Consider the following 12,695-nt stretch of genomic DNA (forward strand, 5'->3'; position numbering starts at 1 on the left):
ATTACGCAGCGTCCTTGAGATCGATCTCGGCGAATGCCTCGGAGATCGCTGACAGTACGATCCTCGGGTCGTCCTCCGTCATCAGCCGCCGGCGCAGGCACGGGTCGACCGCGCAGCTGGCCGCGTGGTCGAGATACCAGCCGACATGCTTGCGGGCGACGCGCACCCCGACCGGCTCGCCGTAATGCGCCAGAATCGCCTCGTAGTGTTCCACGACGAGGCCGGCGAGATCCTCCGGCCCCGGCAGCGGCGCGCGACCCGAAAGAGCCCGGTCGATCTTGCCGACGATCCAGGGGCGGCCGCAGGCGCCCCGTCCGATCATCACTGCGTCGGCTCCAGACTCGCTGAGGGCGCGCCTTGCGGATGCAAGATCGATGATGTCGCCATTGACGACGAGCGGCAGCGAGGTCGCATCCCGCACCGCACGCACCGCGCGCCAGTCGGCCTTTCCCTTGTAGAAGTCGCAGCGCGTGCGGCCATGCACCGTGATCATCTTGACGCCGAGCAACTCGGCGCGGCGTGCCAGATCCGGCGCATTGATCGAGTTGCGGTCCCAGCCGAGCCGCATCTTCAGGGTCACCGGCACTGCCGCCGCCGCGACCGTCGCCTCGATCAGCCGACAGGCATGATCAAGATCGCGCATCAGTGCCGAGCCTGACCAACCGTTCGTTACCCGGCGCGCGGGACAGCCCATGTTGATGTCGATGATATCGGCACCTGCATCCATCGCCCGGCGCGCGCCCTCGGCCATCCAGAACGGATCGCGACCGGCGATCTGGATCACGTGCGGAACGAGACCGCGGCCCTCGGTGCGGAGCATCGTTTCGGGATGCGCCTCCGCCAAAGCCTCGCAGGCAGCCATTTCCGAGACCACGAGCCCCGCTCCGAAGCGATGGGCTAGACGCCGGAAGGGCGCATCCGATATGCCGGACATGGGTGCGAGGACGGCCCGCCCGCCCTGGGCGATGGCCGCGATCGCAACCTCTCCGCGCGATCGCGCGGCGCCGTCACTGCTCATTTCGTGTGCGATGGCCATTGTGCCCACATCTTAGACATGAAGTTGTGCGACGCAACCAAAACATCGGGGTGCCGCCGACATGGTGAACACTTTCGTTGGGATCGATATTATCCCATTAATATCAATATGTTGATGGAGATATTTTGACCGATATATCAGCCATCATCGTCGCCGGCGGTCTCGGTGTGCGGGCTGGCTGGCGCGCCGACGACCCGCCGAAACAGTATCGCAGGATCGGCAGCGACACGGTTCTTGCCCGCGCCGTCGCGCCATTCCTGTCAAACCCGCGTATCGCCACTGTCCAGGTCGTGATACGGGCAGGGCATGGCGAGGTCTATGCGGCTTCCGTCGCACCGCACGAGCGGCTGCTGCCGCCGGTCATTGGCGGCCATCGGCGGCAGGATTCGGTGCGGGCCGGACTGGAGGCGATCGCCGGACTCAACCCCGATGCCGTGCTGATCCACGACGCGGCGCGGCCTTTCGTGGGGCCGGATCTGATCGACCGGGTGATCGATGCGCTCGTGGACCACGACGGGGTCATCCCTGTTGTCGCCGTCATCGACACCATCAAGCGCGTTTCCGCCGACGGCCTCGTCGCGGCGACCGTCGCCCGCGCCGAGCTTCGCGCCGCCCAGACGCCGCAGGGCTTTCGCTATCGGGCGATCCGCGCTGCCCATTCTCGCGCCGCCGCGTCCGGCCTAGACTTCACCGACGATGCGGCCATTGCCGAATGGGCGGGAATCGCGGTCGCCTGCGTGGCGGGCGACCCGTCGAACCGCAAGCTGACAACGGCCGAGGACTTCGACCTGGCCGAGGCACTGATGGCACGACAGGCACATGTGGGCGCATTTGAACACGGGACCTGCGAATACAGGACCGGCTCGGGGTTTGACGTGCATCGGTTCGGTCCCGGCGATCACGTGATGCTGTGCGGTGTCCGGATCGCGCACGACCACGCGCTGATCGGTCATTCCGATGCGGATGTCGGCCTGCACGCGCTCACCGATGCCCTGCTCGGCGCCATCGCCGATGGCGACATCGGCAGCCATTTTCCGCCCTCCGACCCGAGGTGGCGGGGAGCGGAGTCGGCGCTCTTCCTGCGCCATGCCGCCGGGCTCGTGGCGGCACGCGGTGGCGAGATCATCCACGCCGATATCACGGTCATCTGCGAGACGCCGAAGATCGGCCCTCATCGCGACGCCATGCGCGCGCGCATTGCCGATATTCTCGGAATCGCTGCCAACCGAGTGGCCGTCAAGGCAACCACCAGCGAGGGTCTCGGCTTCGCCGGACGGCGCGAGGGCATCGCCGCCCAGGCGACCGCGACCGTGCGGCTTCCGGAGCAGCGGCCTTGATTGCGGACGAGGCGCTTATCGAGAAGGCCGCGGGCCTCTTGCAGGCCTGCCGGTCGGCGGGTGTGATGCTGGCAACGGCCGAATCCTGCACCGGCGGGCTCATCGCAGGTTACCTCACCGAGATTGCGGGATCCTCAGATGTCGTCGAACGCGGCTTCGTGACCTACTCCAATGCCGCCAAGCAGGAGCTGCTCGGCGTGCCTGCCGCCCTCATCGCGGCGCATGGCGCTGTCAGCGCCCCGGTGGCGCGCGCGATGGCTGAAGGGGCGATCCGGGCTTCTCATGCCGGCATAGCCGTTTCGGTCACCGGCGTCGCCGGTCCGGGCGGCGGCTCCGCGCAAAAGCCGGTCGGTCTGGTCCATTTTGGCTGCGCCAGCAGCAAGGGGCTGACGTTGCACCGCGAGCGCCGCTTCGGCGAACTCGGCCGCCATGCAATACGGCTGGCGAGCGTCGCCGAAGCCTTCGATCTCGTCGAGGAGATGCTCCGGCTGACGTGAGCCGTCAGGCGGAGTGGGCCGGGCGGCCGCGCGCGGCGACCGGTCGGGACCGTCCGTAGATCGCATCCGCCCGCCGTTCGAACGCCTCGGCGAATCGCGAGAAGGCGGCATCGAACATCGCGCCCATCAGCAGCTGCAGGCTGCGGCGGCGGAACTCGTACTCGAGATGGAAATCGACCTCGCAACCGCCGTCGTCCACCGGCACGAACCGCCAGCGGTTCTCCAGATGCCGAAACGGTCCGTCCAGATACGCGACGGAAATCTCGAGCCTGTCGCGATCGAGCGTCACGCGGCTCGTGAAGGTCTCGCGGAAGACCTTGTAGGCGGCAGTCATGTCGGCCACGAGCACCTCGCGACCGTCCTTGGCAACGCTGCGGCTGCGTACCCTCAGGGATTCGCACAGCGGGACGAACTGCGGATACTTTTCCACGTCGGCAACGAGATCGAACATCCTCGCAGCCGAGTGCGGCACCTTGCGGCGGGTGGCGAATGTCCGCATCGCGAGGCGTCAGCGTCCGAGCCGCTCGCGGCGCGCCGCGCGCAGTGCGGCGAAATCATCGCCTGCATGATAGGATGAGCGCGTCAACGGGCTCGCGGCAACCAGCAGGAAACCCTTGGCCTTGCCAATCGTCTCGTAGGCCCTGAACTCCTCCGGCGTGATGAAGGCAGCCACAGGATGATGCTTGCGGGTCGGCTGCAGATACTGGCCGATCGTCAGGAAATCCACGTCGGCGCTCCGGAGATCGTCCATCAGCTGCAGCACCTCGTTGCGCGTCTCGCCCAGACCGACCATGATGCCGGACTTGGTGAAGATCGCTGGATCGAGCTCCTTCACACGCTGCAACAGGCGAATCGAGTGGAAGTAGCGCGCGCCGGGACGCACGGTCAGATAGAGCGAGGGTACGGTCTCGAGATTGTGGTTGAAGACGTCCGGTCTCGCCTCGACGACGATCTCCAGCGCCCCTTCCTTGCGCAGGAAATCCGGCGTGAGCACTTCGATCGTGGTCGCCGGTGTCCGTCTGCGGATCGCGCGGATGGTCTCGGCGAAATGGCGCGCGCCGCCGTCCTCGAGGTCATCGCGATCGACCGAGGTTATCACGACGTGATCGAGCCCCAGCCGCGCGACGGCGTCGGCGACCCTGTCCGGCTCGCCTGCATCCAGCGGACCGGGAAGTCCGGTGCGCACGTTGCAGAAGGCACAGGCCCGGGTGCAGGTGTCGCCCATGATCATGAAGGTGGCGTGCCGTTTCGACCAGCACTCGCCGATGTTCGGGCAGCCGGCCTCCTCGCAGACGGTCACGAGCCCGTTCTTGCGCACGACATCGACCGTTTCACGATAGACCGGCGATCCGGGCGCCTTGACCCGGATCCACGCCGGCTTGCGCAGGATCGGTGAATCCGGACGCTTCGCCTTCTCGGGATGGCGCGGCCGGTTCGACGGATTCGTGACGGTGTCGAGGATGGTCACCATGCCATTCGCTTCGCCGATTGGAGTCGCCGCGTCAAGCGCCCCCGCCCCTGCATACGCCATACCGGGAGCGCTCGGGGCGGAATCTAGGGGATATCGTCCAGCCCGCCAGGTGGTGCGCGCTCAGACGGCAGGCCCCCCACACACTGGCGAACCGTCATCCGCCGCCGCGAGAGCCATCCCGTTCAGCGCGCCACGCAGGTCGGCTGCCGCGACGCTCGAGATATCACCGGGCCTCTCGAGCGTGTCGGTCTGGCAGCTCCGGGCCGCCTGCCCGGACAGTCCTGACCGATCCTGCCATCGCAATCTTCTGTCCCCGAACTTCTATCCCCGAACGGACCGTGGTCCGCACCATCCGCGCGGTCCGCCTCGGCACGCGGACGCGCGACCGCCATCCCGGCAATGGCCTCGGCGGACCGATCAAGTCAGCCAGGCTCAGAACGGGATGTCGTCATCCATGTCGTTGCCAGCGTATGGCTGGCGCCCGCCTCCGCCGCTGCGTTCCATCGGGCCGCCGCGGCCGAAATCCGCTCCCCCGGACGATCCGTAATCGGTCTGTCCGCTTTCGCCGCCCCGGGTATCGAGCATGGTCAGTTCGCCGCGATAGCGCTGCAGCACCACCTCCGTGGTGTACCTCTCCTGGCCGGACTGGTCCTGCCATTTGCGGGTCTGCAGCTGCCCCTCGACATAGACCTTGGAGCCTTTCCTGAGATACTGCTCGGCCACGCGCGCAAGCTGCTCGTTGAAGATGACGACGTTGTGCCATTCGGTACGCTCGCGCCGTTCGCCGGACTGCTTGTCGCGCCAGGTCTCGCTCGTGGCGATCCGCAGATTGACCACCGGCTCCCCGGAGGGCAGCCGCCGGACCTCCGGATCCCGGCCGAGATTACCCACCAGGATGACCTTGTTGACGCTTCCCGACATGTCGGCTTCCTCGCTGTCCCGTTTCGCGGTGACACTAGTCACTTCCCCGCCGCCCGTCGTCGCCTGCCCACGGACTGGCGCCGTTATCCACAGGCGTTTGGCCGCCTCTGCCGAACGCGGCGCGCCCGATCGGCCATTGCCGTGCGCGCATGTTCCTATTATGTTCCGACTGCGCACGCAAGAGCCAGGGATTCGCGACCGGGATCCGACTGCAATGTCGCCAGTTCTCAGCAGCATTGACGGCCATGCGAGATCGCGCCTTATCGGTCCGGTCGAGGCGCCCTATATTGGTCCGGGAACACCGATCCCCGCCCTTTGCCCTGGCCGATCCGGCGATGCCCGTCGCGCCGGGTCGCTCCTCGACTGACGAGAGCCGGACGCTCCATGCAGAAATTCATCTCCGTTTCCGGCGCGCGCGAGCACAACCTCAAGAACGTTTCGGTCGACATCCCGCGCGACAAGCTGGTGGTGATCACCGGGCTCTCGGGTTCTGGCAAGTCGTCGCTTGCCTTCGACACGATCTACGCAGAGGGCCAGCGCCGCTATGTGGAAAGCCTGTCGGCCTATGCCCGGCAGTTCCTCGAAATGATGCAGAAGCCGGATGTGGATCACATCGAGGGCCTGTCTCCGGCAATCTCAATCGAGCAGAAGACGACATCACGCAACCCACGCTCGACAGTGGGCACCGTCACCGAGATATACGACTATCTGCGCCTCCTGTTCGCCCGGGTCGGCATTCCCTATTCGCCGGCGACCGGTCTGCCGATCGAGAGCCAGACCGTCAGCCAGATGGTCGACCGCGTGCTGGCGCTGCCGGAGGGCACCCGGCTCTATCTGCTCGCTCCCATCGTGCGTGGCCGCAAGGGCGAATACCGCAAGGAGCTTGCCGAGCTGATGAAGCGCGGCTTCCAGCGCGTCAAGATCGACGGCGCCTTCCACGAGATCGCCGAGGCCCCGGTCCTCGACAAGAAGGTCAAGCACGACATCGACGTGGTGGTGGACCGCATCGTCGTCCGCGCCGACATGGCCTCGCGGCTGGCAGATTCGCTCGAAACCGCGCTGCAGCTGGCCGAGGGGCTTGCGGTCGCCGAATTCGCGGACGAGCTCGACGAGAAGGGCGGGCCGCGCCGGCTGATGTTCTCCGAGAAGTTCGCCTGCCCGGTTTCGGGCTTCACGATCCCGGAAATCGAGCCTCGGCTGTTTTCGTTCAACTCACCGCACGGTGCCTGTCCGGTCTGCGACGGCCTCGGCTCGGAAATGCGGATCGACCCCGATATCGTCGTGCCCGACCCGGAACTGACCCTGAAGGGCGGCGCGGTCGCCCCTTGGGCACGCTCCTCCTCCCCGTACTATCTCCAGACCCTGGAAGCGCTCGGCCGCCACTACGGCTTCAAGATCACTGCTCGCTGGAAGGATCTGCCGGAGGCGGGACGGCAGGCGATCCTGTTCGGCTCCGGCAAGGAGGTGATCCGGTTCGTCTACGACGACGGAATGCGCGCCTATCAAACCAGCAAGGTCTTCGAGGGCGTCATCCCCAATCTCGAGCGGCGCTGGAAGGAGACCGAATCCTCGTGGTCACGCGAGGAAATCGAGAAGTTCATGCGCCAGACGCCGTGTTCCGCCTGCGGCGGCTATCGGCTCAAGCCGGAATCGCTTGCGGTGAAGATCCGCGGAATGCACATCGGTGAAGTCGCAGATCTATCGATCCGCGCCGCGCATGCGTGGTTCGCGGCGTTACCGGATGCCCTGTCTGCAAAGCAGAACGAGATCGCCGTCAGGATCCTCAAGGAGATCCGCGAGCGGCTCGCCTTTCTCAACGATGTCGGTCTCGATTACCTGACCCTGTCGCGCGCCTCCGGCACGCTGTCCGGCGGCGAGAGTCAGCGCATCCGCCTCGCCTCGCAGATCGGCTCGGGGCTGACCGGAGTCCTGTATGTGCTCGACGAGCCCTCGATCGGGCTGCATCAGCGCGACAATGCCCGACTGCTGGCGACCTTGCGCCATCTGCGCGACCTCGGCAATACCGTCATCGTCGTCGAGCACGACGAGGACGCCATCCGTGAGGCCGATTACGTCATCGACGTCGGCCCAGGCGCAGGGATCCACGGCGGCCAGATCATCGCCAGGGGAACGCCCGACGAGATCATGGCCAATCCGGCGAGCCTGACCGGACAGTATCTGACCGGCTTCCGACAGATCCCGGTTCCGACCGAACGGCGCGCGATCTCGCCGCACCGGCGCATCCGCGTCGTCGGTGCGCGGGCCAACAATCTCAAGAATATCACCGCCGAAATCCCGCTCGGCACGTTCACCTGTATCACGGGCGTCTCCGGCGGCGGCAAGTCGACACTTCTGATCGAAACGCTCTACAAGGCGATTGCGCGCAAGCTTCATGGTGCCCGCGAACACCCCGGAGCCCATGACCGCATCGACGGCCTTGAGCACATCGACAAGATCATCGACATCGACCAGTCGCCAATCGGCCGCACGCCGCGCTCCAACCCTGCGACCTATACCGGCGCCTTCACGCCCATCCGCGAATGGTTCGCCGGGCTGCCGGAGGCCAAGGCGCGCGGCTATCAGCCGGGCCGCTTCTCGTTCAACGTCAAGGGCGGGCGCTGCGAGGCCTGCCAGGGCGACGGCGTCATCAAGATCGAAATGCACTTCCTGCCGGACGTTTACGTCACCTGCGACGTCTGCAAGGGCCGCCGCTACAACCGCGAGACGCTCGAGGTGACCTTCAAGGGCAAGTCGATCGCGGATGTCCTCGACATGACGGTGGACGAGGCGCGTGAGCTGTTCGACGCGGTGCCTGCGATCCGCGAGAAGTTCGAGACGCTGCAGCGGGTCGGTCTCGGTTACATTCATGTCGGGCAGCAGGCGACCACCCTTTCGGGCGGCGAGGCGCAGCGTGTCAAGCTCGCCAGGGAACTGTCGCGGCGTGCGACCGGCCGTACCCTCTACATCCTCGACGAGCCGACGACCGGCCTGCACTTCCATGACGTGGCCAAGCTGCTGGAGGTGCTGCATTCGCTTGTCGACCAGGGCAATACGGTTGCTGTGATCGAGCACAATCTCGAGGTCATCAAGACGGCCGACTGGATCGTCGATATCGGTCCTGAAGGCGGCGATGGCGGCGGCGAAGTTGTCGTCCAGGGCACGCCCGAGGACGTCGCCGCAGAACCGCGCAGCCATACCGGACACTTCCTCAGGGCACTGTTCGCGCGCCGCGCGGGACGGCCGACCGAAGCCGCCGAGTAGGCGGACTGCGCCCTAGCGCGTCCTGCGCATTCGCGTTGCTCGAAACGCCCGGACAGGCGCATGCTGCCCCCCCCCCCCGGCAACATCCGAGGGAACCACCACATGGCCGACGCGCTCGCGCAGAAGCGGGATGACCTCGTGCCGACCGACTGGTTCTCCGTCATGGCGCTGGTCCTGCTCGGCACCCGCTTCGTACAGGGCTTGATCTTCTGGGGCGGGGCGAGCTGCAGGTTGTTCTACGACTTCCACGAGACGGCGGGCGTCGATCTTGCGGTGAAGCTCGATTTCGACAGGCCGGGGTTCGTTGTCGGCGATCGTGGCCATTGCTTGCCTGCGTTGATGCGTCGAATCTCCTTGTCGACGGCTCATGGCACGTCTGGTTCCCTTCCCCGATCTGCCTATGAGAGGACAGCCCATCGGGTGACCGGGGTGCCCGCACCTGCCACGAGCCCTTTGCCTTTCTCTGGCAGCACGACTAGATAGCGCACATGGCTCACATTCACCCCGTCCATGTCGTCGGCGCCGGCCTCGCCGGCTCGGAAGCCGCCTGGCAGATTGCCGAGGCGGGGGTTCCGGTCGTCCTGCACGAGATGCGGCCCGTGCGCATGACCGAAGCTCATGTCGGCGATGGATGCGCCGAACTGGTCTGTTCGAACTCCTTCCGCTCCGACGACGCCGAAACGAATGCCGTCGGCCTGCTGCATGCCGAGATGCGCCGCTGCGGCTCGCTGATCATGGCGAGCGCCGACCGCAACCAGGTCCCTGCCGGCGGCGCGCTGGCGGTCGATCGGGTCGGCTTTTCCGATGCAGTGACCGCCGCGCTGTCGGCCCATCCGCGGATCGAGCTTCGTCGCGAAGAGATTGCGGGGCTGCCGCCAGAGGACTGGGACAGCGTCATCATCGCCACCGGCCCCCTGACCTCGCCTGCGCTCGCCGAGGCGATCCGCGCCGTCACGGGTGAGGACTCCCTTGCCTTCTTCGATGCGATCGCGCCGATCGTCTACAAGGACTCGATCGACTTCTCGAAGGCCTGGTTCCAGTCGCGCTACGACAAGGCCGGTCCGGGAGGAACCGGCGCCGACTACATCAACTGTCCGATGGACCGCGACCGGTACGAAGCCTTCGTCGACCTGCTGCTCGCCGGCGAGACATCGCAGTTCCGCGATTGGGAAAGGAACACGCCGTACTTCGACGGCTGTCTGCCGATCGAGGTGATGGCAGCACGCGGCCGCGAGACGCTTCGGCACGGGCCGATGAAGCCGGTAGGACTGACCAATCCGCACGCGCCGGACGTCAAGCCCTATGCGGTCGTACAGCTTCGGCAGGACAATGCGCTCGGCACGCTCTACAATATGGTCGGTTTCCAGACCAAGCTGAAATACGGTGCCCAGGCCGCAATCTTCCGAACGATTCCGGGGCTGGAAAAGGCCGAGTTTGCCCGTTTCGGCGGCCTGCATCGCAACACCTTCCTGAACAGCCCGAAGCTGCTCGACGGCACGTTGCGGCTGAAGGCGATGCCACGGTTGCGCTTCGCCGGCCAGGTCACCGGCGTCGAAGGATATGTCGAATCTGCTGCCATCGGGCTGCTCGCCGGTCGCTTTGCCGCCGCCGAGCGATTTGGTCGCCCGGTCGATGTACCGCCGGCGACAACTGCGCTGGGCGCGTTGCTCGGCCACATCACCGGCGGGCATCTCGCCGAGGATGGCACGACCCGCAGCTTCCAACCGATGAACGTCAATTTCGGTCTGTTCCCACCCGTCAAGATCCCCCGCGTCCCGGGTGTCCGGCTGCGCGGCAAGGACAAGACGATCGCGCGCAGACGGGCGATGACCGCGCGGGCGCTCGCAGATCTCGACGGCTGGCTGGGCGGACCGGCGCTGGCGGCCGAATAGGCGCACGTCCGCCAGGGACACCGCTTCACCGCGATCGAGCCTCTCCGCAGCGCTGCGCATGACGGGCCGCGCGCCACAGCACCAGTTGCCGACGCCACTGCGGCACCACGCAGTTCGAGGCGAACGGACGGTAGTCCGCCCGGTCCATTCGCTCGAGATAGGGCTTCACCAGCGCGATCGGCAGCAGGGCCGCCATCGCCTCCCTGCGGATGTCGGGAATGCATCCGCCCGCATCGCAAAGATGCGCCCAAGCGACCTTGCGCAGCTCCGCGAGGGCGGCGAGCAGCTGCGGCGTCTCACGGCCGGCGAGAACGGTGGCGATGTCGGCGCCGTGCCGCGCCAACAGGTCCTCGGGCAGGAACACCTGCCCTCGAGCGGCATGGAACGGTATCGCTCGCATCAGACCCGTGAGCGCATAGGCGACACCACCCTGCTGCGCCATGGCGGTGGCAGGCAGGCAGTCTCCGGCGCCCAGGACACGGATCCCGAGCCGCATCAGCGCCGAGGCCGTGGCGCGGCAGTAGCACTCCAGATCGGCGAGGGTTGGCATCGGATCGTCGTAGAGATCGAAGGTCCGCGCCTCGACCAGCTCCAGGAAGGGATCGAGCGGCAGATCGAACCGGTCGATAGTGTCGATCAGGGCAGCCGCGACCGGATGACGGCCGACCTCGCCGTGCCCGCAGCCGGTCAGCGCATCGCGCCACCATTGCAGGCGCATCTCGCCGGGAAGCGGATCGCTGACCAGATCCCGTACCCGCGCAACCTCGATGTTGAACGCGTAGAGCGCCTGCAGGGCCGGGCGCCGGTCGGCAGGCGCGAACAGCGTCGTGAGGTACCTGTCCTTGTCGCCGCGCCGGACGAGATCCTCACAAACCTCGAAGCTGGTCCACGACGCCGCCACTCCGCCCCTCACGCGACTGCGATCAGCGCCGCCCCGACCGACCGCTTCTCGGCCAGGAGAACGTTGTAGGTCCTCACTGCCGCACCGGTCGCCATCACCTCCAGCCTGATACCCTTCGACGACAGCGCCGCCCGGAGATCGCGCGGCACCGCGACGATGTCCGCGCCGGTGCCGAGCAAGAGGAGCTCGGGGCGCGCTTCGGCCTCGAGAATTCGCACGAGACTGCCAACGTTGATCTCGGACGGGCTCGTGACGGACCAGCCGTGAATGCCGTCCGGCGCGATCAGCAGGGATCCGCGATGCGACATGCCGGCGAACCGGAAGCCGCCATTCCCATAGGCCTCTATGGGCGCAAGGCCCGGATAGTGCGCTTCACGCATCCGCATGGGTCGGTCAGGGGCGGATCGCCACCCCTCTCACTGTCCGTCGTCCCGGTCAGCTGCTGCCCTGCGCGGCCGCCGCAGCGGCGTCGCCTCCGGGACGCAACCCGAGGTAATGCAGGATCGGCGCCGCCACGTAGATCGAGGAGTAGGTCCCCACCAGGACGCCCCAGATCATTGCGAAAACGAAGCTGCGGATCACCTCGCCGCCGAAGACATAGAGCGCCACCAGCGCGAGCAAAGTGGTGAGCGACGTCATGACCGTGCGTGACAGCGTCTGGTTGATGCTGAGGTCGATCAGTTCGGGCACCGCCATTCGCTTGAATCGACGCGCATTCTCGCGGATCCGGTCGTAGACCACGACCGTGTCGTTCAGCGAATAGCCGACGATCGTCAGGATCGCGGCAATGCTCGAGAGGTTGAAGTCGAGCTGCAGGACGGCGAACAGGCCGATCGTCAGCACGACATCGTGAATCGTCGCGACGACGGCGCCGACGGCGTACTGCCATTCGAACCGGAACCAGATGTAGATCAGGATCGCGATGATCGCCACGATGACGGCAATCGTGCCGGTGCGCGCCAGTTCTGCGCTCACGGTCGGTCCGACGATTTCGACGCGACGGTATTCGACGCTGTCGCCAAGTGCCTCGCGCACCTTCGTGATCACAGCCTGCTGGGCAAGTTCGCCGCCCGGCTGCTCCACCACGCGGATCAGCACGTCGTTGGGACCACCGAACTCCTGGATCTGGAGGTCGCCGAGCCCGAGCCCCGATAGCGTCGCACGCATCTGCGCGATGTCGGCGGGGCCATTCCGGGTCTGGACCTCGATCAGCGAGCCGCCGCGGAAATCGATTCCGAAATTCAGCCCGACAACCAGGAACAGCACGATCGACAACACCGACATGGCGGCCGACAGCGGCATCGTGAAGCGCCGCAGCCACATGAAGCGGATATGGGTGTCGTCGGGAACCAGCCGAAGCAGCCGCACTGTCGTGTTCC

General features: G+C 66.4%; 12 protein-coding genes. 5 read left to right on the forward strand and 7 right to left on the reverse strand.

Annotation, left to right across the window (positions count from 1 at the left end):
* Position 1 precedes the first annotated feature (1 nt).
* Positions 2-1,036 carry a tRNA dihydrouridine synthase DusB gene (dusB, locus tag EDC22_RS03205; RefSeq protein WP_281048261.1) on the reverse strand — a complete coding sequence of 345 codons (1,035 nt, stop codon included), beginning with the start codon at positions 1,034-1,036 and terminating at the stop codon, positions 2-4.
* A 125-nt stretch (positions 1,037-1,161) separates the two neighbouring features.
* Between dusB and EDC22_RS03210 the strand changes: the two genes are divergently transcribed.
* Positions 1,162-2,373, forward strand: coding sequence for a bifunctional 2-C-methyl-D-erythritol 4-phosphate cytidylyltransferase/2-C-methyl-D-erythritol 2,4-cyclodiphosphate synthase (locus tag EDC22_RS03210; RefSeq protein WP_132805183.1), 1,212 nt, complete (start codon positions 1,162-1,164; stop codon positions 2,371-2,373).
* Positions 2,370-2,870, forward strand: coding sequence for a CinA family protein (locus tag EDC22_RS03215; RefSeq protein ID WP_132805184.1), 501 nt, complete (start codon positions 2,370-2,372; stop codon positions 2,868-2,870). Before EDC22_RS03210 ends, EDC22_RS03215 begins: the two co-directional genes overlap by 4 nt.
* Before the next feature lie 4 nt (positions 2,871-2,874).
* Here EDC22_RS03215 and EDC22_RS03220 read toward each other — a convergent pair whose 3' ends face one another.
* The 3 genes from EDC22_RS03220 to ssb form a co-directional block, all read right to left on the reverse strand.
* Complete coding sequence (locus tag EDC22_RS03220) at positions 2,875-3,369, reverse strand: type II toxin-antitoxin system RatA family toxin (protein ID WP_132805185.1); 495 nt, start codon at positions 3,367-3,369, stop codon at positions 2,875-2,877.
* Between the two features lie 9 nt (positions 3,370-3,378).
* Positions 3,379-4,341, reverse strand: a complete 963-nt coding sequence (gene lipA / locus EDC22_RS03225; RefSeq protein ID WP_132805186.1) for a lipoyl synthase — start codon at positions 4,339-4,341, stop codon at positions 3,379-3,381.
* 432 nt (positions 4,342-4,773) lie between these two features.
* Complete coding sequence (gene ssb, locus EDC22_RS03230) at positions 4,774-5,262, reverse strand: single-stranded DNA-binding protein (RefSeq protein WP_132805187.1); 489 nt, start codon at positions 5,260-5,262, stop codon at positions 4,774-4,776.
* 384 nt (positions 5,263-5,646) lie between these two features.
* On the opposite strand from ssb, the gene uvrA reads away from it, so the two are divergent.
* From uvrA to trmFO, 3 genes are all read left to right on the forward strand, one after another.
* Positions 5,647-8,523, forward strand: coding sequence for an excinuclease ABC subunit UvrA (uvrA, locus tag EDC22_RS03235; RefSeq protein WP_132805188.1), 2,877 nt, complete (start codon positions 5,647-5,649; stop codon positions 8,521-8,523).
* A gap of 102 nt (positions 8,524-8,625) precedes the next feature.
* Positions 8,626-9,006: a hypothetical protein gene (locus tag EDC22_RS03240; protein ID WP_132805189.1), complete on the forward strand. Its 381-nt coding sequence runs from the start codon at positions 8,626-8,628 to the stop codon at positions 9,004-9,006.
* 5 nt (positions 9,007-9,011) lie between these two features.
* Positions 9,012-10,415: a methylenetetrahydrofolate--tRNA-(uracil(54)-C(5))-methyltransferase (FADH(2)-oxidizing) TrmFO gene (gene trmFO / locus EDC22_RS03245; RefSeq protein ID WP_132805190.1), complete on the forward strand. Its 1,404-nt coding sequence runs from the start codon at positions 9,012-9,014 to the stop codon at positions 10,413-10,415.
* 25 nt (positions 10,416-10,440) lie between these two features.
* Here trmFO and EDC22_RS03250 read toward each other — a convergent pair whose 3' ends face one another.
* Genes EDC22_RS03250 through secF form a run of 3 tightly spaced genes read right to left on the reverse strand, consistent with a single transcriptional unit; the run spans position 10,441 to position 12,684 of the window.
* Positions 10,441-11,316: a phytoene/squalene synthase family protein gene (locus EDC22_RS03250; protein ID WP_132805191.1), complete on the reverse strand. Its 876-nt coding sequence runs from the start codon at positions 11,314-11,316 to the stop codon at positions 10,441-10,443.
* Between the two features lie 8 nt (positions 11,317-11,324).
* Entirely contained in the window at positions 11,325-11,702 is a 378-nt protein-coding gene (locus EDC22_RS03255; protein ID WP_132805192.1) for an Mth938-like domain-containing protein, read from the reverse strand.
* A 49-nt stretch (positions 11,703-11,751) separates the two neighbouring features.
* Positions 11,752-12,684, reverse strand: coding sequence for a protein translocase subunit SecF (secF, locus tag EDC22_RS17865; RefSeq protein WP_165926769.1), 933 nt, complete (start codon positions 12,682-12,684; stop codon positions 11,752-11,754).
* Positions 12,685-12,695: the final 11 nt, after the last annotated feature.

This window comes from Tepidamorphus gemmatus, from assembly GCF_004346195.1.
Lineage (GTDB): Bacteria > Pseudomonadota > Alphaproteobacteria > Rhizobiales > Tepidamorphaceae > Tepidamorphus > Tepidamorphus gemmatus.